The 20,891-nt window shown below is 29.8% G+C and carries 22 protein-coding genes; 10 read left to right on the top strand and 12 right to left on the bottom strand.

Annotated features, from left to right (window positions below; all coding sequences use genetic code 11):
* Positions 1-1,248 carry an aspartate kinase gene (locus GYM73_RS09635; RefSeq protein WP_220233701.1) on the bottom strand — a complete coding sequence of 416 codons (1,248 nt, stop codon included), beginning with the start codon at positions 1,246-1,248 and terminating at the stop codon, positions 1-3.
* Between the two features lie 255 nt (positions 1,249-1,503).
* Here GYM73_RS09635 and fbp point away from each other — a divergent pair, with 255 nt between their 5' ends.
* Both fbp and GYM73_RS09625 read left to right on the top strand, forming a co-directional pair.
* Positions 1,504-2,514, top strand: coding sequence for a class 1 fructose-bisphosphatase (fbp, locus tag GYM73_RS09630; protein WP_105296477.1), 1,011 nt, complete (start codon positions 1,504-1,506; stop codon positions 2,512-2,514).
* Positions 2,501-2,971, top strand: coding sequence for a GNAT family N-acetyltransferase (locus GYM73_RS09625; protein ID WP_220233700.1), 471 nt, complete (start codon positions 2,501-2,503; stop codon positions 2,969-2,971). Before fbp ends, GYM73_RS09625 begins: the two co-directional genes overlap by 14 nt.
* Positions 2,972-3,053: 82 nt before the next feature.
* Here the strand turns inward: GYM73_RS09625 and GYM73_RS09620 are convergent, their stop codons facing one another.
* Both GYM73_RS09620 and GYM73_RS09615 read right to left on the bottom strand, forming a co-directional pair.
* On the bottom strand, positions 3,054-5,597 hold the full coding sequence (locus GYM73_RS09620; protein WP_160557762.1) for a TonB-dependent receptor domain-containing protein: 2,544 nt from the start codon (positions 5,595-5,597) through the stop codon (positions 3,054-3,056).
* Positions 5,598-5,962: 365 nt separating this feature from the next.
* The gene (locus tag GYM73_RS09615; protein WP_166005001.1) at positions 5,963-6,457 is read right to left on the bottom strand and encodes a metallophosphoesterase; all 495 of its coding nucleotides are present in this window, start codon (positions 6,455-6,457) and stop codon (positions 5,963-5,965) included.
* Positions 6,458-6,484: 27 nt separating this feature from the next.
* Between GYM73_RS09615 and truA the strand changes: the two genes are divergently transcribed.
* From truA to GYM73_RS09595, 4 genes are all read left to right on the top strand, one after another.
* Positions 6,485-7,225: a tRNA pseudouridine(38-40) synthase TruA gene (truA, locus tag GYM73_RS09610; protein WP_220233699.1), complete on the top strand. Its 741-nt coding sequence runs from the start codon at positions 6,485-6,487 to the stop codon at positions 7,223-7,225.
* Entirely contained in the window at positions 7,222-8,985 is a 1,764-nt protein-coding gene (locus GYM73_RS09605; protein WP_220233698.1) for an ABC transporter ATP-binding protein, read from the top strand. The genes truA and GYM73_RS09605 overlap by 4 nt, the downstream gene beginning before the upstream one ends.
* Positions 8,986-9,185: 200 nt before the next feature.
* Entirely contained in the window at positions 9,186-10,004 is an 819-nt protein-coding gene (locus GYM73_RS09600; RefSeq protein ID WP_160542934.1) for a 2,3,4,5-tetrahydropyridine-2,6-dicarboxylate N-succinyltransferase, read from the top strand.
* Between the two features lie 14 nt (positions 10,005-10,018).
* Complete coding sequence (locus tag GYM73_RS09595; protein WP_160542933.1) at positions 10,019-11,101, top strand: glycosyltransferase family 9 protein; 1,083 nt, start codon at positions 10,019-10,021, stop codon at positions 11,099-11,101.
* Here GYM73_RS09595 and GYM73_RS09590 read toward each other — a convergent pair.
* From GYM73_RS09590 to GYM73_RS09580, 3 genes are all read right to left on the bottom strand, one after another.
* Positions 11,075-11,458, bottom strand: coding sequence for a DUF423 domain-containing protein (locus GYM73_RS09590; RefSeq protein WP_220233697.1), 384 nt, complete (start codon positions 11,456-11,458; stop codon positions 11,075-11,077). The genes GYM73_RS09595 and GYM73_RS09590 overlap by 27 nt on opposite strands.
* Before the next feature lie 12 nt (positions 11,459-11,470).
* The gene (nth, locus tag GYM73_RS09585; protein WP_220233696.1) at positions 11,471-12,094 is read right to left on the bottom strand and encodes an endonuclease III; all 624 of its coding nucleotides are present in this window, start codon (positions 12,092-12,094) and stop codon (positions 11,471-11,473) included.
* 274 nt (positions 12,095-12,368) lie between these two features.
* On the bottom strand, positions 12,369-13,238 hold the full coding sequence (locus GYM73_RS09580) for an AraC family transcriptional regulator (protein WP_220233695.1): 870 nt from the start codon (positions 13,236-13,238) through the stop codon (positions 12,369-12,371).
* A gap of 171 nt (positions 13,239-13,409) precedes the next feature.
* Between GYM73_RS09580 and hemA the strand changes: the two genes are divergently transcribed.
* Together hemA and hemC are read left to right on the top strand one after the other, a co-directional pair.
* Complete coding sequence (gene hemA / locus GYM73_RS09575; RefSeq protein ID WP_220233694.1) at positions 13,410-14,663, top strand: glutamyl-tRNA reductase; 1,254 nt, start codon at positions 13,410-13,412, stop codon at positions 14,661-14,663.
* 7 nt (positions 14,664-14,670) lie between these two features.
* A complete protein-coding gene (hemC, locus tag GYM73_RS09570; RefSeq protein WP_220233693.1) occupies positions 14,671-15,588 on the top strand; it encodes a hydroxymethylbilane synthase in 918 nt (305 codons plus the stop codon).
* 9 nt (positions 15,589-15,597) lie between these two features.
* Here the strand turns inward: hemC and ribH are convergent, their stop codons facing one another.
* From ribH to GYM73_RS09545, 5 genes are all read right to left on the bottom strand, one after another.
* Positions 15,598-16,077 (bottom strand): 6,7-dimethyl-8-ribityllumazine synthase, encoded by a 480-nt coding sequence (ribH, locus tag GYM73_RS09565; RefSeq protein WP_220233692.1) that lies wholly within the window; start codon positions 16,075-16,077, stop codon positions 15,598-15,600.
* A complete protein-coding gene (locus GYM73_RS09560; protein ID WP_105296490.1) occupies positions 16,077-16,784 on the bottom strand; it encodes a tetratricopeptide repeat protein in 708 nt (235 codons plus the stop codon). Before GYM73_RS09560 ends, ribH begins: the two co-directional genes overlap by 1 nt.
* 37 nt (positions 16,785-16,821) lie before the next feature.
* Positions 16,822-17,484: a leucyl/phenylalanyl-tRNA--protein transferase gene (gene aat / locus GYM73_RS09555; RefSeq protein WP_220233691.1), complete on the bottom strand. Its 663-nt coding sequence runs from the start codon at positions 17,482-17,484 to the stop codon at positions 16,822-16,824.
* A gap of 64 nt (positions 17,485-17,548) precedes the next feature.
* Positions 17,549-17,938, bottom strand: coding sequence for a DUF3127 domain-containing protein (locus GYM73_RS09550; RefSeq protein ID WP_220233690.1), 390 nt, complete (start codon positions 17,936-17,938; stop codon positions 17,549-17,551).
* A gap of 135 nt (positions 17,939-18,073) precedes the next feature.
* Positions 18,074-18,910 carry an OmpA family protein gene (locus tag GYM73_RS09545; RefSeq protein ID WP_220233689.1) on the bottom strand — a complete coding sequence of 279 codons (837 nt, stop codon included), beginning with the start codon at positions 18,908-18,910 and terminating at the stop codon, positions 18,074-18,076.
* A 213-nt stretch (positions 18,911-19,123) separates the two neighbouring features.
* Here GYM73_RS09545 and GYM73_RS09540 point away from each other — a divergent pair, with 213 nt between their 5' ends.
* Positions 19,124-19,891, top strand: coding sequence for an alpha/beta fold hydrolase (locus tag GYM73_RS09540; RefSeq protein WP_160542924.1), 768 nt, complete (start codon positions 19,124-19,126; stop codon positions 19,889-19,891).
* A 96-nt stretch (positions 19,892-19,987) separates the two neighbouring features.
* Complete coding sequence (locus GYM73_RS09535) at positions 19,988-20,317, top strand: iron-sulfur cluster assembly accessory protein (protein WP_105296495.1); 330 nt, start codon at positions 19,988-19,990, stop codon at positions 20,315-20,317.
* A 72-nt stretch (positions 20,318-20,389) separates the two neighbouring features.
* Here the strand turns inward: GYM73_RS09535 and GYM73_RS09530 are convergent, their stop codons facing one another.
* Positions 20,390-20,815, bottom strand: a complete 426-nt coding sequence (locus GYM73_RS09530) for a hypothetical protein (RefSeq protein WP_160542923.1) — start codon at positions 20,813-20,815, stop codon at positions 20,390-20,392.
* Between the last annotated feature and the right edge of the window lie 76 nt (positions 20,816-20,891).

Here is a 20,891-nt window from a genome sequence, read left to right as displayed (position 1 = left end):
TTATTCTTTTACAATTGCTTGGTAAGTTTGTTTTACCAATTGTTCTAATAAAACTGTTTTTCCTTTTTTAAAATTATTTCGTATTTTTTGTGAACTATTCGTTATCGTAAATAGACGCACATTTTCTTCTAATGTTACATTAAAAGAATTTGCGAGTATATTCAGTAAAATGTTAATTGAATTAAATTTGTCTTCAATAACCAGTGAAACTGAACAAGCAGAAACCTTGATCATGTTAGTTTTAATATTCAGTTCAGTAAGTTGTTTGAAGAGTATACAAAGAGTATCTTCCAGATTATAAGTAAAATAAATGGAAGAAATAGTAAGCAAATGTACATTTAATTTTCGTATGAAACAAGAGACGCTGGGATCTCCCTTAACTCCTTTCGTAATATAAGTGCCATGATTTTCAAGTTCTAAAAAAGAACGAATGTTCAATGGAATCTCACCTTTATACAAAGGAAAAATGGTTTTCGGATGAAGGATGGATGCTCCAAAAAATGACATATCCATAGCCTCTTCATAGGAAAGAGATTTTAATAATTGAGCATTTTCATAGTAGTCAGGATCTCCGGTCATAATTCCCGGAACATCTTTCCAAATGGTAACACCTTCAGCATGTAAACAATAGGCAATTATGGCAGCAGAATAATCTGAACCTTCCCTTCCCAGAGTTACAGTAAAATTGCCGGAATTCGAAGCTAAAAAACCTTGAGTAACATATGTTTGAGAAGTATCAAAATTTTCAAATTGTTTTTGCGTACGTTCCCAATCTATAGTCCCTTCTCTATAATTATCATCAGTTTTTAAATAATTTCTACTATCAATCCAAGTATTGGTAATTCCTGAATAATTTAAAAAAGAGCTTAAAATTCTAGATGAAATAATTTCACCAAAACTTACCGTTTGATCGTATAAGAAATTAAAATTATCAGATGTATTGTTAATTAGTAAAGATCGCAAATTTTTAAAAATATTCTTAATATCGTTATAAACTTCCGTATAATTAGAAAATAATTTTTTAACTATTTCTAAATGCTCCTCCTCTATTCTGTCAATTAATAGTTTATAAGTATCATTATTTTGAAAGTATGCTTGAATAACATCTTCTAATGCGTTAGTCGTTTTACCCATGGCCGAGACAACAATAATGGTTGATTTGTATCCGGTTTGGTTTAAAACTTTTAAAATAGCACGTACATTTTTTTCATTTTGTACTGAAACACCTCCAAATTTATAAACTTTCATAAATGATAGTTATATATTTTCAATATATAAAAAACACATTTTCCCATAAATAAATCTTGTGAAAAAAGAATTTTTACACATCGGGAATTCACGTATTAATAGACTTAAAATTTATATTATAATGATAAACAGTACAATAAGTATTTTAAATATTAAAAGACCTTCAGCAAATATATGACAAATCTGCATATTACTTATAAAGTACAACCAAAAATCAATATATTTGGAACATTCAAAAAACTAAATATATAAAATATGAAATCGAAGAGCTCACAGACTTTAGGCGAATTTATAATTGATAAACAGGCAGATTTTAAATATTCTTCAGGAGAGTTGTCACGCCTTTTAGGAGCAATAAGATTAGCCAGTAAAGTTGTTAATCAGCAAGTTAATAAAGCTGGGCTCGTTGATATTATTGGAGCAATTGGAAATCAGAATATACAAGGTGAAGAGCAACAAAAATTAGATGTGTTTGCCAATGATGTATTTATTGGTGCCTTAAAAAATAGAGAGGTCGTTTGTGGAATTGCTTCCGAAGAAAATGAAGACTTCATCAGTATAAATTCTAAAGATAATTCACATAACAGTAAATATGTGGTATTAATTGATCCTTTAGACGGATCTTCCAATATCGATGTAAATGTTAATGTAGGAACTATTTTTTCTATTTATAGAAGAATATCGGAAGATGGACCGGTAACATTGGAAGATTTTTTACAACCCGGAAATAAACAGGTAGCAGCAGGATATATAGTATACGGTTCATCAACAATGTTAGTATATACAACAGGTAACGGTGTAAATGGTTTTACTTTAGATCCGGCTTTGGGAGTATTTTATCTTTCACATCCTAATATTAAAATACCTGAAGATGGAAAAATATATTCCGTAAATGAAGGAAATTATCTTAAATTTCCTCAAGGAATTAAGAATTATATAAAATATTGTCAAGAAGAAAAAGAAAATAGACCGTATACTTCTCGTTATATCGGATCTTTAGTTTCCGATTTTCATAGAAATATGTTGAAAGGAGGCATTTACCTGTATCCTTCCTATTCACAAGCCCCTAAAGGCAAATTACGATTGTTATATGAATGTAATCCTATGGCATTCCTTGCGGAACAAGCAGGAGGAAGTGCCAGTGATGGTTTTACACGAATATTGGATTTAAATCCTGTTGAATTGCATGAAAGAACACCATTTGTTTGTGGATCAAAAAAAATGGTTGAAAAAGTAGAAAAATTTATGAAAGATGCCCAAGAGTAGCACTCATCCCTATGATTATGTTTTAAAAAAATTTGATCAACTTACTTTAGACGAATTGTATAACTTATTACGATTAAGAAATGAAGTATTTATAGTCGAGCAAAAATGTTCATACCAGGATTTGGACTATAAAGATTATAAAGCGCATCATTTATTACTGTATAAAGGGGAACAATTAGTTGCTTATTCCAGGATTTTTCCTGAAAAAGTTTCCTTTAATGAAGCTTCCATTGGAAGAATTATAGTTTGTAAGGAATATCGTTCTACCGGTTTAGGAAAAATTTTAATGGAAAAATCCATAGAGTCATTATTTACAATTCATGGTAAACAACCTATAAGAATCGGTGCCCAATATTATGCAGTTCCATTTTATAAAAAATTTGGATTTGAAACTGAAGGAGAAATTTATTTTGAAGATCATATTGAGCATATTGAGATGGTAAAGAAAGAAAACTAATATTCATATAAAAAAAAGTAAAAATTAAAGGCTGATAATATTTAAATTATCAGCCTTTATTGATTTATATAAAATTGAGTATTTATTTTAACGGACCGGAAGGTAACAATTTGTTAGAATTTGAATTAGTATCTTCTTCAATAATTGTATTTTCCTTTTTAATATTACGGTTTTTATCAAAACTGTAAGATAGTTTAATATAGAACAATTGATCGCTGTCTCTACTATAATAATTGGTTCTTAAATTAAAGTTATTAATATCAGAATTAAACTTAGTAGGACCCAATATATTTTGAATACCTAAAGAAGCCTTAATAGTTTTGTTACTAAAGGATCTTGAAAGTTCTATATTAGAATAACGGAAAGGTTTATAGGATTTGTAAATTTCAAAATATCCCTTATCTGTACTAGATAAAAAGAAAGTGGTTAATTTAAAATCTTTTGGAAGGATTAATTGAGCATATATTACATAAAACCACATAGGTTTTACTTTATCTAAATATGGATAATCGTTTACTTTGTAGTAATTATACATCCCGTAAAGGTAAATGAAATTCATTTTATCCATATTCATAGGCTCGTCAAAGAATTTTTTACCCATGGTAACCAATTTAAATGGAATAGGAATACCAACCCATACGTTATAGTTTTTCATGCCGTGAAATGTACGAGTAGTTTGATTTACGGTTAATGAATTGTCTTCAGTCTCGTAATACAGCATATTTATATTTTTAGAATACGTATAGTTGAAAGAGATTTTCAAATATCTCCATGCACTTAAAGAAACTTCATAGTTATCGTAATAATCCGGTTTAAGATGTAAGTTTCCTTCCGAAGTATTGAATTCGTCAAAATAGTTGGTTAAATTCGGATCCATATTAGAATAGGAAGGAGGCATCATACTCTTTCTGTAGGTAGCATTAAAATCCAGCGTAGGATTAAATTTATATAGTAAACTAAAAGATGGGAAAAACTTTTCAAACGTATATTTAATACTTTGATCCGTAGTTTTTACTTTATTTTTAAATTCTAAATTTTCATAACGAACCCCTGCAGTCAAATCCAACTTTTCAAATTTTTTGCTTAATTCACCATATAAAGCATATTGATTTTCATCGTATATAAAATCCCTGAATGAATTATAATCCGGATTTTCCAGTATAGAAGAAGAAGTGTTTAAAAGATTATATTTTCCGTTACTGGTATATTTAGTATGAGAATACTTTCCACCGGTATTCATTTTTATTCCTACCTTATTAAAAGAAAATTCAAAATTAGGATTCACTTGAAAATAATCGGATTTATAATCAATATCGTTTACAGAATATTTATAAACACCCTCATTATTTTGAATACTGTTATTTGTTGAATTTTTGTTAAAGTGTTTATAAGATGCCGTTATATCAAACAAATTTCCTAACGTATCTAATTTAACCTTATACTTTGTAGTTAATTCATGATTGGTGTTATCTTCCGAATATTTTGAATTATTTAAAAGATTAATTGGTTCAATATCGTTAGAGCTTAAAGATTCACCTGTATAATGATTACTGTTATCAGTATAACTTAAGTTATAATTGATCAATAAATTACTGTTTTTGTTAAGGCGAATATTTGAAGAAGGTCTGAAATAATAAAAACGATTATATTTATTTTCAATATTCTTTTGATCAAAAATAATGGAAGGAGTGAAAGAAGTAAATTCCCTTTTATAATAGGTAGTTTTATCGTTTTCCCTATAATTATAACCACTATTTAATTGTAAGGATACACTTTTTAAACGACTATTTAAACTAATAGAAGGAGATACGCGGTTGTTTTTGTTAAATTGGTAATTTAAAGAAGCAGACCCGTTTATTCCTCGCAATGCCCGACCATTAGTAATAATATTTATAATACCACCCCCTGTTTTAGCATCGTAAGAAGCTCCCGGGTTAGATATAATTTCAATTTTTTCAATAGCATTTGATGGTAAACTTTGTAATAAATTTTCTAAGTCTCCACCCGATAGACCTGTCGGGATATCATCAATATAAATAGTCATGGACTTACCATTTACGGTAAGATTTCCACCATATCCCTTGATTACCCCCGGAAGTTTTGTTAAAGTTTCTTGTGCACTTCCGCCGGAAAGTAAATCATTATCCTTTATCGTATAAGTTGTCTTGTTAGCTTCTAATTTAATAAATTTCTTACGTGCCCCGGTCACTGTTACTCCCTCAATTTCTTTTTCAGCAGATTTGGAAGGTTTCTGAATTTCTTCACTAATTTCTGGATACGTACGTGTTAGATAAACCTCACCTAAATATAGGGTATCTTTACTTTGTTTGGTAATAGTGAAATCAAGATATTGTGATTCATATTCAGGTACTGAAATATAAATTCGAAAATTACCAGAAATTTTAGTTATTGCATAACTATTAAAACACTTTGTAGAAACTAAACTTTTTAGGTCTTTATAACCGGAACTATTTTCATATTGGAATGTAAAATTTTTCTTTACGTTAACATCAACACAGGAATTTTTTTCTTTATCTATAACTTTAAAAGCTACTACAACTTTTGATTGAGCAACACCTATTAAAGGGAGCATTATTAAAGATAAACGAATAACAGATCTTATCATAAACTGAATTTGGCAGAATAATTTTTAAACATTAGTATCATTTGATATTAATTATGTTACGTTAAATACTGTAAAATATTTAATCATAATCAAAAAATTTGCCTAAATGTAACAACAAAATTCGTTATTTTAAATCAGTATATAGAGTATCATTAATATATTATGATTTAAATAATAATATTAATATTAGTTAATATTTATAAATTTAATAATTATTTAGGAAAAAAATAAATTAAATTGAAGAAATATCCAGGCGAGTATTATTAGAATTGCTAAAGATTAAATTTTAAAATTTTTTGAATTTTACTGTTTAAAAGAGACGCTAAGTCGATAAATTAGTACTTATAGGAAAACATAAAAACAAATCATCTAGTAAATTCAATAACTTCTAAATTCTGTATAGTTTCCTGATTTACTTCAAATCTTAACATAGTCCTTACTTTATGAAATCCATAGATTCCTATAGCACCCGGATTCATATGAAGTAAATGAAGTTTTTTATCATTCATAACTTTTAAAATATGTGAATGACCGCAAATAAAAAGTTTAGGAGGATTCAATTTTATTTCTTCGCGTATGATTGGTGCATATTTACCCGGATAACCGCCAATATGGGTCATCCATACATCCACTTTTTCACAAAAAAAACGTAAATTAAGAGGGAATTCTTTACGAATTTCTGTTCCATCAATATTTCCATAGACCGCTTTAAATACCGGAACCGTTTTTTTTAAAGTTTCGGAAACCTTTATATCACCAATATCACCTGCATGCCAAACCTCGTCTGCTTGGGAAGCATATTCCAATATACGATCATCAATATAAGAATGGGTATCGGAAAGCAATAATATTTTTCTCACTATTTTTGTAGTAAATTTACAATAAAATTGCGTTATTTCATTCAATTTTCATACGATGGTACTCTGTATTATGGGTATCAGAGACAGCCAAAACATATATCAGTACAAGAAAAATTAGAATCGGCATTAAGTCGATTACTTAGAAAAGAAATAAAAACAATAGGTGCAGGAAGAACCGATACGGGAGTTCATGCGGCTGAAATGTATGCTCATTTTGATTGGGAAGAAGAATTGCCGGATCAAATGGTTAGAAAATTAAATTCTTTATTGCCTTCGGATATTTCCATAAAAGCAATATTCCGAGTTAAAGACTCCGCACATGCACGTTTCGATGCAACGGAAAGAATTTATAAGTATAGAATTTCTACTCTGAAAAATCCTTTTAAACAGCAATTCCATGCTCAATTTCTTTTCTATCAGTTTGATGTAGATAAAATGAACAAAGCTGCAAAAGTATTATTTGAATATAAAGACTTTACCAGTTTTTCAAAACTACATTCGGATAATAAAACGAATGATTGCTATATTTACCAAGCAGAATGGAAACAATATGAAGATGAATTAGTATTTACCATTGCTGCCAATAGATTTTTGAGAAATATGGTTAGAGCAATTGCAGGAACTCTCATGGATGTTGGCAGAGGAAAAATTGATGAAAAGGAATTTAGAAACATAATTGAAAAAAAAGACCGTAAATTTGCTTCCACTTCAGCACCTGCTAAAGGTCTTACTTTAGTGAAAGTTAACTATCCTCAGGATATATTATGAAACATAAAAAAGAAAAAAACGTAAAAGCAGGTCAAGCACTTTCTCGATTAATGGAATTGGGAAGTAAATATCCTGTATGGTTTTATTCTACAATTTTTATAGCATTGGCGTTAGCATATGTTTCCTCTTTCCGTCCGGTTGTAATTAGTCATGCAATAGATGTTAATATTATTAAAAATAAAAATTTTTCAAATTTATATCATTCCCTTTTGCTTATTTTTTTATTAATGTTGACTGAAGTTGTTTTACAATTTTTTTTAGTTTATGCTTCTAACTTTGTTGCCCAAAATGTAATTCGTAGCTTACGTATAAAATTATACAAAAAGCTCATATATTTTAAATCTTCTTTTTTCGATAAAACGCCTTTAGGAGTGTTAGTCACTCGTTCTGTATCCGATATCGAAACTATTTCAACTATTTATACCGATGGAATTTTAATGGTTTTAGGAGATATTCTTCGTATAATTTTTGTGGTAGTAACGATGTATTGGATTAATTGGGAATTAGCAACCATAGCATTGTTCATCTTCCCGATAATGACTATTATAACCCGAATATTTCAAAAAGCCATAAAAAAAGCTTTTTCTGAAGAAAGAAATCAAACAGCTAATCAAAACAGCTTTGTTCAAGAGAGGCTGTCAGGAATGACCATCGTTCAAGTATTTAATCAACAGAAAAAAGAATATAAAAAGTTTTTTCAAATTAATCAAAAATTAGAAAAAGCCTATCTTAAAACAGTTTTCTATTTTTCACTTTTTTTTCCTGCTGTAGATATTATTACCGGTATTGCCATTGGTGTCATGATATGGTATGCAGGTTATAATGCATTAACGGCACACAATATATCACCGGGTGTAGTTATAGCTTTTACTACTTCCTATGTGAACATGCTGGTGAGGCCCATGAGGCAAATAGCAGATCGCTTTAATACCATTCAAAGAGGTATTGTTGGAGCGGAACGAGTTTTTACCGTTTTGGATTCCAATCATGAAATATCAAATAAAGGAACTGTAAAAAAAGATATCATTAAAGGAGATATCATTTTTGACCATGTGTCATTTTCATACGTAAAAGGAGAAAGTGTTCTTAAAGATCTTTCATTTACGGTTTCCGGTGGAGAAAAAGTAGCAATTGTTGGAGCTACCGGAGCAGGAAAATCAACTATTATAAATTTATTAAGCCGTTTTTATGAAATTTCGGGAGGACATATATATATAGACGGAACGGATATAAAATCATATGAATTATACAATTTACGGTCGCACATCGCTGTAGTATTACAAGATGTATTTTTGTTTAATGATACCATTTTAGAAAATATCACTTTTGGAAATAAAGATATAACCTTAGAAGAAGTAAGCAAAGCTGCAAAAGAAATTCAAATAGATGATTTTATAATGAGCCTTCCCAATGGTTACGGCTATGAAGTAAGCGAACGGGGAGCTTCCATCTCTTTAGGTCAACGACAATTGATTTCCTTTTTACGGGCTTATTTATATAACCCTTCTATTCTGGTGTTAGATGAAGCAACTTCTTCTATAGACACTAAATCAGAGGAATTAATACAAAAAGCTACCGATAAGATTACTAAAAATCGAACTTCCATTATTATTGCTCATCGTTTAGCTACCATACAGAATGCGGACAAAATTATCGTATTAGATCATGGAAAAATAGTTGAAATGGGAAACCATAATTCCTTGTTACAACGAAAGGGGTACTATAGAAAACTTTACGAAGCCCAATTTTCCCAAACTTAAAATCAATATCCATTATAAATTTTTAATATTTACCGGCTAATTATATTTATACATTACTGTTTATTTTATTAAAAATGAATAAAAATTTATCTAATAATAAATTTTACTTTTAGTATATTTCTAAAATATGTGTGTATACATGTAAATAAACGTAAAAAACAATTATAAAAATTGTTAAATTTGTTGTATAAACAAAAAATATGAAAGATTTACAACAAACTATTGAAAAAGTTTGGAATGACCGTGCATTATTATCGGATAAAGAATATCAAAAAGCAATTAGAGAAGTAATTGAATTGTTAGATTCAGGAAAACTAAGAGTAGCACAGCCGTTAGAAGATGGAAAATGGCAAGTAAATGAGTGGGTTAAAAAAGCGGTAGTATTATATTTTCCAATACAAAAAATGGAAACCTATGAAGTAGGTATTTTTGAGTATCATGATAAAATTCCTTTAAAAACAGGATATGCAGAAAAAGGAGTTCGTGTAGTACCTCATGCAGTTGCAAGAAAAGGAGCATATATTTCCAGCGGTGCGATCTTAATGCCTTCTTATGTTAATATAGGTGCTTATGTAGATGAAGGTACTATGGTAGATACTTGGGCAACCGTAGGAAGTTGTGCTCAAATTGGTAAAAATGTACATTTAAGCGGAGGTGTTGGTATTGGTGGTGTTTTAGAACCTTTACAAGCGGCACCGGTTATTATTGGAAATAATTGCTTTATTGGTTCACGTTGTATTGTTGTAGAGGGTGTACATGTTGATGATGAAGCGGTTTTAGGAGCAAACGTTACCTTAACTTCTTCTACTAAAATAATTGATGTTTCAGGAAGCGAACCTAAAGAATATAGAGGATATGTGCCTCCACGTTCAGTAGTAATTCCCGGGTCTATAACTAAAAAATTCCCTGCAGGAGAATATAACGTAAATTGTGCCTTAATTATAGGAACTAGAAAAGAAAGTACAGACAAGAAAACATCGTTAAATGATGCTCTTAGAGAGCATAACGTATCTGTTTAGATATTAATCATATAGTGAAAGCGCTATTAATACAATATAACAATGTGGGAGAAGTATTACTCTCCAGTGTAATTCCTAATAATCTAAAGAAAATCTATCCGGATATTAAGATAGATTTTCTTTGTTATAAAAAATATATTGGAGTTATACAGAGAAATCCTAATATTGACCGTATAATAGCTATAGATACGGAGCATATACGTTCCGTACTTTTCGTATATAAATATATCCAGTTAGTAAGAAGTGAAAAATACGACATACTAATTGATATGTCGCAGAATTTTAACAGTATTCTGCTAACCCTATTTTCAAAAGCAAAGAAAAAATACAGTTTTTCCAATCCTTTATTGGATAAATTTTATGATAAAACTGTCTCTAAAGTAGAAGAACCAATTACTCAAACGTGTACCTTATTGGAAGATCGTTTAGTAATCTTACAAGAATTTCTAAAAGATAACCCTATACCTATCGATCCGTTAGCTAAAATATATCTAGCTGAAGATGAAATTGAGGACGCTAAAGAAAAAATGATAAATGCAGGCATACATTTTAAACGACCGGTAATTATGTTGGGTGTTTTGGGTTCAAACATACATAATACTTGGACGATGGGTAATATGGCAAAACTTATAGATTTTATATGGGCAAATTATAGAGCCGATTTATTATTTACCTATTTGCCATCGCAGTATAAACAAGTAAACGAACTGCTATCTTTACTAAATTCCAATACCAAAGTATTTGTTCAGCCGGTAGGAAAAACGATACGTGAGTATGCCGCTTTTATGCAAAATTCCACTTTATTTATTGGAAATAGCAGTAGATTTGTAATTACGGCAAAAGCCCTGCAAAAACCTACTTTCACCATTTATCCTCCTTATATCAGTAGAAAAGATATTGCTTGTTATGAAAATACTAACTTACACCAAAGTGTTCATTTACACGACTTTTCTCCCAGGCTATACGAAGACTTTTATCAAAATGAATTAAAAAATGACTCTTCTAAATTTTACTTGATGTTGTCATATGAATTTGTAATAGTAAAAGTTAGAACGTTCTTAAAAGAGCATTTAATTACTTTTAATAAAATAAAATAATAAACAAGCCCACCCTATGATCATAAATGTTCCACCAATGGGAGTTACAGGGCCTAAAAAACGTAAATTGATATTCCAATAATTAGAAAAAGCTAATAGATAAATACTGAAAGAAAATAGAAATGTACCTATGATCATTCCCCATCCGGCCCATTTTTCCAAACCCGAGCTAAACGATAGAGAAAATCCAATAATTAAAAGAGCCAATGCATGATACATTTGATATTTAACACCCGTTTCAAAGCTTACTAATTTTTCAGCTGAAAGTATTTTTTTAAAAGCATGAGCACCGAATGCTCCTAGAATAATGGAAATCAACCCATAAAAAGCCCCTGCTACAAGAACAATATTTTTCATAATTTTAATTAACTAATTTTCTAATAAATATTTGGTTATAAAATCTTTTTCTAGATTCCAGCCTCTAGCCGGAGAATATTCCCGACCGTAAAAAATAATTTGAATGTGTAAGATATTCCATAATTCTTTAGGAAATAACCGTTTAGCATCTTTTTCTGTTTGTTCAACATTTTTTCCGTTGGTTAATTTCCATAATTTCATAAGTCTGTGAATGTGTGTATCAACAGGAAATGCCGGGTGTCCAAAACCTTGGCTCATGACAACGGAAGCCGTTTTATGACCCACACCGGGTAAGGCCTCTAATTCCTCAAAACTTTCCGGAACTTCACCGTTATATTTTTCTACCAAAATAGTAGAAAGTTTATGGATATTTTTGGATTTAGTATTCGATAAGCCTATTTCTTTTATATATTCTTTGATTTCCCACTCAGGCAATTCAGCCATTTTAAAAGCATTGGGAGCAACTTTGTAGAGAGCAGGTGTAACTTCATTAACCTTCTTATCCGTTGTTTGAGCAGAAAGTAATACGGAAATTAATAAAGTAAATACATCCTGATAGACTAACGGAGCAATAGGGTTTGGATAGAGCTTGTTTAACTCCGTTATTATGTATTCTACTTTTTCCTTTTGTTTCATTAAAGCATATAAATTATAATCTAAAAATACTAAATTTTAAATTAGGTTGATGTTATAGAGAAATAAAATTTCTATTTGTTTTGAAAATGCAAAGAAATATATGTCTTATAAATATTTAATAATTTATTATGTATTTGAATAAAATTAGTTGGAGAAGATTTAAATTATCGTCATATATAAAAATAATGATCCCGATTCGGAAGAAGATATTTATATCCTAATAAAGAGAAAAAAAAATTTAAAATAAATGTATATATCAATTATGAAAAAATTGTTATTTCATCATCCATTGCTTGGGAGTAATTCCATATTTTTTCTTAAAAGCTTCTATAAAATGACTGGGATTTTCATATCCTAAATCATAAGCGATTTCCTGCACCTGTTTAACTTTCAAGTTTAATTTTTCTTTACCGATTTCTAATTTTGTATCCAGTATAAAATGAGAAATTGATTTTCCGTATATTTTTTTAAAACCTTCTTTAATTTTATACTCACTTAAATTAGTAGATTCAGAAAGTTCTTTTAAAGTAGGTGGAGAAGCTATATTCTCCATTAAGACCTCTTTTATTTCATAAATCTTACGAATGAATTTTTCATCTTTTATAGGTAAATGGTATGAAGAAGTAGAGGTATTTGAAGAAAAATAATAAAGTAAGAATTCATGTAATTTCAATGTCAAATAATGGTTTTCAAATTCTTGATCTAAGGTAAAATCTTCAAGTTGTGAAATAATTAACTTTTCTTGAATGCTTAAAGGCTTTTCATGATAAAATTTAGTGTAATTGTTTTGAATGAGTAAAGGAAGTTTATCTTTATGTTTGGAAAAAATATCTTCCAGTTTTTGAATAGCTATTACAAAAATGACCAGTTTTGATTTTTTCGATAAACTGATATTAATAGGAATATCTATTTCAGGATGAAAAAGAAGTAAGGAATTCCCTTCATTCATAACACGTAAAGATTCATTTTTAAAATGAAAAGAGGCTCTTCCTTTAGTACAAAGATAAAATTGCACAAACCGTTTACCAACAGGTTTGGAAATAGTATCAGTCAGAATAGTATAATTATCTATCTGAGCCATATAAATATCCGATCCAATTTTGTTTTCTCTGATTCTACTTTTAAAGGTATTTTTTAAATCCATTATCAAATTCTTTATCTATCAATTTACTACCACAAAATCATGATATTTATCATGTTAATTAACTATTTAGATTAGTTCTAAAATTGTAAAAATTTACTTTTAGAGGTATTTTTTTATAAATATAGGTATTTTCTCCATACATGGACTCATAAATTTGCTTCAACAAAATATATGAAAAAGCTTCAGCCTAATAATATTAAAAACTTTTATGCAATAAGTTTGAGCTTTGTAAAGGCAGATACAGAAATTAGAGGAAAATTTAGTTTTTTTCCTGAATTTGTGGAAGAGTTTTCCAACAAAATTAACTCCCTGTCGGACACTCATATTTTCATACTATCCACATGTAACCGTACAGAATTATATTTTCAAACAGAAAACCCGGATTATGTAATTGATATATTTTGCAAGCAAATAAAAGTAGATTCTGCTGAATTTAGAAAGTATATAACCCTTTATAGAAGAGAAGAAGCCATTAAACATTTTTTAAGAGTTTCAGCCGGTTTAGAAAGTCAAATTATAGGTGATTTTGAAATCATATCTCAAATAAAAACATGGTTTAAAAGATTTAAAAAACATAATTGCACTAATGCTTTTTTGGAAAGATTACTAAATACAGGCATTCAAACCTCAAAAAAAATTAAGTATACAACTTCAATAAGTACAGGAATTACGTCTATGTCTTATGCAGCAGTGCATTATATTTTAACTCATTTCACGCAACTATCAGAGAAAAAAATTACCTTGATTGGTACAGGAAAAATTGGTAAAAATACTTGTGAAAATTTAATAAAACATATCAATAATCCTAACATAACAGTACTTAACAGAACCTTTTCTAAAGCGCAAGAAGTAGCCCAAACATTCAATCTAAAGGTGGCAAACTATGAGCAAATGCAAGAACAGGTTATTAATTCAGATATTGTTATTGTAGCAACCGGGGCATCGAAACCTATAATTACAAAAAAAGATTTACTTTCTAATCAACCCATAACTTTAATTGATTTATCCATCCCTTCCAATGTTTGTTTATCTGTAAAAGAATACAATCATATAACTTTACTAAATGTTGATGATTTGTCCCAAAAAATCAACGAAACACTGGAACTAAGAAATAAAGAAATTCCTATAGCCGAAGTGATTATAGACGAAATGATAAATGAATTTATAATTTGGTCTGAAAATAGAAAATATGCGCCGATCATTCACGCTTTCAAATCAGATTTAGAGAGAATTAAAGAACATCAATTGAAAACACTAAAAAAAGATCAGATGGTAGTTTCAGAAGAAGAAACAGAATTATCAAATCGTTTAGTACAAAAAATTACCAACAGACTAGCTAACTATCTTATTACTAACCCTGAAAAAGCAGATGACACCATAAATTTATTTACGGAAATGTTTCAACTGCAAGAATATAAAGTATAAAATATTTATGAGCCCTATTCGTATTGGAACACGAAACAGCCCATTAGCAATGTGGCAAGCGTTAAAAGTGCAAAAGAAAATTAAGGAATTAGGTTTCCAAGCTGTAATTGTACCCATTACCTCACATGGAGATAAAAATCTCACACAACCTTTGTATCAAATGGATATTATAGGTGTTTTCACAAGAGATTTGGATATTGCACTTTTAAATGATAAGATAGATGTTGCTGTACACAGTCTCAAGGATGTACCCACCTTATTACCGGAAGGAATACATTTATCAGCGGTTCTAGAAAGGGATTATGAAGCAGATGTATTAGTTAGAAATCCGAATAAAATAGACAAACTAAGTTCTTATGAAAATTTATATTTAGGAACAGGCAGTTTAAGAAGGAGAGCCTTTTGGAAAGCAAAATATCCAGAAGTAACATTTGGAAATATACGCGGAAATGTACAAACCAGATTATCAAAATTAGATGCAGAAGGTTTTGATGGGACTATTTTTTCACTTGCAGGAATAAAGAGACTGGGTTTACCTTTGGATTATGAAGTATTGGATTTTATTATTCCGGCTCCGGCACAAGGTGTAGTTGGCATTACCTCTTTGGAAAAAAACAGAGAATTAACAGAATTGGTAAGAAAAATTAATCATAAGGACACTCAAATCTGTATAGATATTGAAAGGGATTTTTTAAATAGCATTGAAGGAGGATGTACCGCGCCCATAGGAGCTTTAGCCAAAATTAAAAATAATCAAGTATATTTTAAGGCTGGAATAGTTTCTTTAGACGGAACTAAAAAAGTACTTCTAGATGAAAGTTTTCCAATTTCAGAATCATTTGAAAAAGGAAGAATACTTGCCTTAAAATCTAAAAAAATGGGCGCTGAAGAGATAATAAACGAAATTAAAGCCTATAGAGAATAAGTAATAAAATTACTTATTCTTTAACTCAGCCATTCGTACTGCAACTACTCCGGCTTCTACCCCTTTATTTCCTAATTTTCCACCACTACGATCTAAAGACTGTTGTACATGATCATCCGTAAGTACGCAAAATACCACCGGTGTGTCCATGTGAGTATTTAAATACGTAACACCATCCGTAACAGTTTTACATACATAATCAAAATGAGCCGTTTCGCCCCTTATAACGCATCCTATTACAATAACTGCATCATAAAGCTTTGTGTTACATAGTTTGGTTGCACCGTATACTAATTCAACAGATCCGGGTACGAATATAGAATCAATATCAGATTCTTTAGCACCTAAATCAAGTAAAGTATCAACAGCTCCTTGGTGTAAGTTATAAGTAACTTCAGAATTCCAATCTGAAATAACAATACCGAAACGATAGGCTCCGGCATTGGGTAAATTTTCTTTATTATAGATAGATAAGTTTGTTGTTGCCATTATTGTTTTCCTGTTGCGTATTTAAGTCTTTCGATATATGCGTCTACTTCTCCTGAAGCATCTACATCCGGAAATTTATCTTTAATATTTTGAAAAAATTCTAAGGCTTTTTCGTTTTGGTTTAAAGACATAGCTAATATACCGGCTTTTTTACTGAATTGATAAACAGTGGCTGCATTTGAACTTTCATTAGCAGCTTTAGTCATATAATTTAGTGCTTCATCTGTGTTATTAAGTTCGGCATAAGTATCAGCAATAGCGCCATATTTAACGGCTTTTAAATCTTTGTCAGAAGTATCAAATTGGTTAAAATGGTCCAATGCATTTTGATAGTTTCCTTTTTTAAATTCGGCTATTCCGGCATATAAATGAGCAAATTTTCCTGCTTTTGTAGATCCATATTCTTCAGCGATGTCAATAAAACCGGAAACTCCGCTGGATTTTCCACCTAATGCCTGATCTGTTTTTCCTTCATCATATAAATTTTGAGCATCTACCAGTAAATCGGAAGCCTCAATATTCTTTGGAGTTACTACATAATTATCATAAATAACATATCCTAAAACTGCGATAATTACAATAGCAAAAAAAATACCTATCGGTTTTGCATACTTTTGTAAGAATTTTTCACCATCTAAGGCAGAAGTATTTAAAGAATCTAAAATTTCTTTAGTTGCGTAATTGTGCTTTCCTTTATGTTTTGACATGTGTCTGAATATGTTTTTAGTGCGCTAAAATAGGCATTTATAAATTGAAATCCAAATTTTTAATGGCCTCGCATTCTAAGTAGGTTTTGAATTTTTCCCGTGAGATTTCAACGGCTCCAAGTTGTTCCAGATAAGAAGAATAAATTTGACAATCAATAATTTTATATTGATGAGAATATTTTTGGGTGAAATAGGTAAATCCGCATTTTGAAGCATTACTGATTTTTGAAAACATACTTTCTCCGCAAAATACGGTATGTAAATCTATACCGTAAAATCCTCCCACCAAATCATGGTTTTTCCAAACCTCAACACTTTTTGCCAATCCCCTTTCATGCAAGTTACAATAAGCATGGAACATTTCTTCGGTAATCCAAGTTCCTGCTTGACCAGTTCTTTTAATGGAAGCACATTGTTTAATTACTTCCGGAAAACATTGGTTTTCCGTAAATTCAAAATACTCTTGATTCAGTAATTTCTTAGTTGATTTAGAAATTTTTAAATTTTTTGGATAGAGTACAAATCTGGGATCAGGAGACCACCATTGTATAATTTCCTTAGGATTATACCAAGGAAAAATCCCAGATTTGTATGCCAGAAGTAATCTTTCCGATGTTAAATCTCCACCTATGGCAAGAAGTCCGCTTTCATCAGCCAAAGAGATATCGGGAAATTCTAATTTTTGTGTTAACCAATACATACGTATAAAAAAAGCACCTTTTTTAGCGGTGCTTGAATAATTTTAAAATATATGAGTATTTTATTTAAAACGGTAAATCATCATCCTCTTCTTCTTGCATACTTGGAGCAGACGATGCAGGAGATATATGTGCGGAAGGAGGAACCATAGGATTATCTTGTCCCATTCCGGAAGAAACAGGCATTAATTTTTCAATTCTCCAGCCGGTTATGCTGTTGAAATATTTAGTTTCACCTTGTGGATTAACCCATTCACGGCCTCTGATATTAATTGATACTCTTACATCATCTCCTACATTAAAAGAATTAATGATATCTACCCGATCTCCTAAAAGCTCAATTAAAATATGCTGAGGATATTGTTCTTCCGTAGTTAACACTACTTCTCTTTTTCTGAATCCGCTATCAAATGTTTGAATATCAGATATTAATTTTATTCTTCCTGCTATTTCCATATCTACTGTTTTTAGTTTAGAATACAAAATTAAAAAATAATTTTCAGCGAAAAAAAAAGATATTACCGGGTTTTTAATAAAAAGAAAAGGATCCCAAAAAGGATCCTCGTATATTGTAAATCAAAGAAAAGTATTTTATTTTACTTTTTGATCCATTAATTGCATAAATTGATCTAGTTTAGGAAGAATTACAATTTCAGTTCTTCTGTTAACTGCTTTATTTTCAGGATTTGTGTTAGGAACTTTTGGTTGATATTCTCCGTGACCTCCGGCAAGTAATCTGGCAGGATCCACTCCGAATTTAGTTTGTAACATTTTAACAACTGAGGTTGCTCTCATGGCGCTCAAATCCCAATTATCTCTTATACAACCTGCAGCAGAATTTTTAAATTGATCATTGTCAGTATATCCCTGAACTTGAACATCATAATCTTTATAATCATTGATAATTTTAGCTACCTTTTCCAAAACATTTTCTGCAGTTGGAAGCACATCATAACTACCGGATTTATAAAGCATTTTATCTGATAATGAGATGAATACTACTCCTTTTTGAACTTGAACGTCTACATCGCTGTCATTTAAATTATCTAAAGAACGTTTTAATTTATTAGATAAAGCAAGATTTAAAGAGTCATTTTTTGCACGAGCTTCAGTCAAACGTTTAATATACGCATTAGATTCATTAATTTGACTAATTAATTTGTCTATATTAACAGTTCCGGCTTTTCCGGTAGCCATACAGTCGGCTAAATTTTGTTGTAATACGTCATTTTGTTTACGTATCAAATTCATTTGTTCTTCCAAAGATTTGTTTCTCTCTTTTAAAGAAGTGATCGAACGATCTTTTTCAACATTTCTTTCTAGACAAGATTCATAATTAGCTTTTGCCTGTTCAAATTCTTTTCTACTTATACAAGACATTGCTAATAAGCCAATAGAAGATAGCAATGCTAATTTAATAATTTTCATATCTTTTATATTATATATATTTTATTAAAAAATCTGTAAAAACAATCAATCAAAAAGTAGATCGTTAAAGGCTACTCAGGATAATTTTAATGGTAAAAATAGTAAATTAAAATTAAAAATGGTATAAATACTGATATAAAAATTGAAAACAAAGGATTCTTAAGTTGCTTTGTAAAAAATTGTACTTTTGTATTTATTAATGCTTATAACAGTATGCTATACTACAGAGATAAAGGAAAAGGTAAAGTTATAGTTTTTTTACACGGTTTCTTAGAAAATTCAAGAATGTGGAGGTTTTTTCAAAATAATTTATCCAAGAAATACAGAGTTATAGCCATTGATTTACCGGGCCATGGAAGATCTTCTAAAAAAACAAATGAAGTCAACAGAATGGAAGATATGGCCAAAAAAGTAAACAATGTTTTGGAGCATTTGAAAATAGATGATGTAATAATTATAGGCCATTCGATGGGAGGATATGTAGCATTGGCCTTTGCAGATTTATATAAGTATAAAGTTTCCGGATTGGGTTTATTTTATTCTACCACATTACCGGATGATGAAATAAAAAAAGAACAAAGATTAAAAGCTGCCGAAGTAGTAGTTAAAAATCCTAAAGAATTTTTCCGTTTATCAATTCCTAATTTATTTGCTCCTGAAAATGTTCCCCTTATGCAATCAGAAATAAAAACAGCAATTTCTTGGGCTAAACATGCTTCTTTAACAGGGATATCAGCTGCTTTAAAAGGCATGAGGTTACGTAAAGACAGGACAGATGTTTTAAGGAATTTAGACAAACCCATCTTACTCATTTTGGGTAAATATGATACTGCAATTAAAAATGCCGAATTAATAAATAAATTAGAAGGTACAGAACATCTTTCTATTTTTGAGATTTCTACCGGACATATGGGAGCATTAGAAGCACCTGAAGAATGCTTAGAAATTATGGAATTCTGGTTAAATCAAAATTTTAATTGATGTCATTATTACAATTACTTATATGTAGTGTAAAATGAGTAAGAATTATTATTTGTAATTTTGTATTAGTGTAAACCTATTTATTTGTTTAATAGTATGATAAAGGTATCGCAAGAAGCAGAAAAAAAAATCATTGAATTAATGAAAGAAAGTGGTTTTGACAGTACTAAAGATTTCGTAAGAGTAGGAGTAGCAAGCGGGGGGTGTTCGGGATTGTCATATAAGCTGAATTTCGATCACAATCAAAACCCTGAAGATAAAGTCTTTGAAGATAAAGGAATTAAGATATTGGTTGATAAAAAATCCTTTCTTTATTTAGTAGGAACTACGTTAGAGTACTCCGGAGGTTTAAATGGAAAAGGTTTTGTTTTTAACAATCCCAATGCTCAAAGAACCTGTGGGTGCGGTGAAAGTTTTGCTGTTTAAAAGAATAAAAAAGTATATAAAAAACCTTCTTTTTAAAAAGAAGGTTTTTTTATAGCTATTAATTACTTACACTTATTTCTTCATTACTTCAGCAGCCATGCTATCTAACTTTCTTACGAAATCATTAAATTTATTTAATTCTTTAGGGTTTGAAGACAATTCTTCACTTATAATTTTTCTAGTAATAATTAATTTTTGATTTTTCTTGGTAAGCTCTGTTAATTTATTAATATCTTTTGCATCGGCAGCATTAATATATTGATCAATATACGATTTATAATCTACCAAAAACTTTTGTATTTTAGCGTCTGAAAATTTAGGAATGTCTTGGTTTAAAATTTCACTTACAGTGTCTGTAGATAAGTCAATAGGTTCTTCCTTTATTATATTTGAATTGGATTCCGTTATTTGTTGATTTTCAGTTGTTTTTTGGTCGTTTTTACAAGATTGAAAAGTAATTGTATTAACAATAAATAAAGATAAAATTATTTTCTTCATATAAAAATTTATTTTCGGCTAATGTATAAAAAAATGATTCAAAAATTATAAAAAGATACTTATTAGTAGTTTTATG

It is taken from the genome of Apibacter sp. ESL0432 (assembly GCF_019469225.1).
Lineage (GTDB): Bacteria > Bacteroidota > Bacteroidia > Flavobacteriales > Weeksellaceae > Apibacter.
The sequence above is the reverse complement of the archived record's forward strand: the minus strand, read 5'-3'. Positions and strand labels throughout refer to the sequence as shown.

Excerpts from the sequence above, each read along its gene's own strand:
- GYM73_RS09635 (WP_220233701.1), bottom strand. The coding sequence starts at position 1,248 with ATGAAAGTTTATAAATTTGGAGGTGTTTCAGTACAAAATGAAAAAAAT.
- fbp (WP_105296477.1), top strand. The coding sequence starts at position 1,504 with ATGAAATCGAAGAGCTCACAGACTTTAGGCGAATTTATAATTGATAAA.
- GYM73_RS09625 (WP_220233700.1), top strand. The coding sequence starts at position 2,501 with ATGCCCAAGAGTAGCACTCATCCCTATGATTATGTTTTAAAAAAATTT.
- GYM73_RS09620 (WP_160557762.1), bottom strand. The coding sequence starts at position 5,597 with ATGATAAGATCTGTTATTCGTTTATCTTTAATAATGCTCCCTTTAATA.
- GYM73_RS09605 (WP_220233698.1), top strand. The coding sequence starts at position 7,222 with ATGAAACATAAAAAAGAAAAAAACGTAAAAGCAGGTCAAGCACTTTCT.
- GYM73_RS09600 (WP_160542934.1), top strand. The coding sequence starts at position 9,186 with ATGAAAGATTTACAACAAACTATTGAAAAAGTTTGGAATGACCGTGCA.
- GYM73_RS09590 (WP_220233697.1), bottom strand. The coding sequence starts at position 11,458 with ATGAAAAATATTGTTCTTGTAGCAGGGGCTTTTTATGGGTTGATTTCC.
- nth (WP_220233696.1), bottom strand. The coding sequence starts at position 12,094 with ATGAAACAAAAGGAAAAAGTAGAATACATAATAACGGAGTTAAACAAG.
- GYM73_RS09580 (WP_220233695.1), bottom strand. The coding sequence starts at position 13,238 with ATGGATTTAAAAAATACCTTTAAAAGTAGAATCAGAGAAAACAAAATT.
- hemA (WP_220233694.1), top strand. The coding sequence starts at position 13,410 with ATGAAAAAGCTTCAGCCTAATAATATTAAAAACTTTTATGCAATAAGT.
- hemC (WP_220233693.1), top strand. The coding sequence starts at position 14,671 with ATGAGCCCTATTCGTATTGGAACACGAAACAGCCCATTAGCAATGTGG.
- ribH (WP_220233692.1), bottom strand. The coding sequence starts at position 16,077 with ATGGCAACAACAAACTTATCTATCTATAATAAAGAAAATTTACCCAAT.
- GYM73_RS09560 (WP_105296490.1), bottom strand. The coding sequence starts at position 16,784 with ATGTCAAAACATAAAGGAAAGCACAATTACGCAACTAAAGAAATTTTA.
- aat (WP_220233691.1), bottom strand. The coding sequence starts at position 17,484 with ATGTATTGGTTAACACAAAAATTAGAATTTCCCGATATCTCTTTGGCT.
- GYM73_RS09550 (WP_220233690.1), bottom strand. The coding sequence starts at position 17,938 with ATGGAAATAGCAGGAAGAATAAAATTAATATCTGATATTCAAACATTT.
- GYM73_RS09545 (WP_220233689.1), bottom strand. The coding sequence starts at position 18,910 with ATGAAAATTATTAAATTAGCATTGCTATCTTCTATTGGCTTATTAGCA.
- GYM73_RS09540 (WP_160542924.1), top strand. The coding sequence starts at position 19,124 with ATGCTATACTACAGAGATAAAGGAAAAGGTAAAGTTATAGTTTTTTTA.
- GYM73_RS09535 (WP_105296495.1), top strand. The coding sequence starts at position 19,988 with ATGATAAAGGTATCGCAAGAAGCAGAAAAAAAAATCATTGAATTAATG.
- GYM73_RS09530 (WP_160542923.1), bottom strand. The coding sequence starts at position 20,815 with ATGAAGAAAATAATTTTATCTTTATTTATTGTTAATACAATTACTTTT.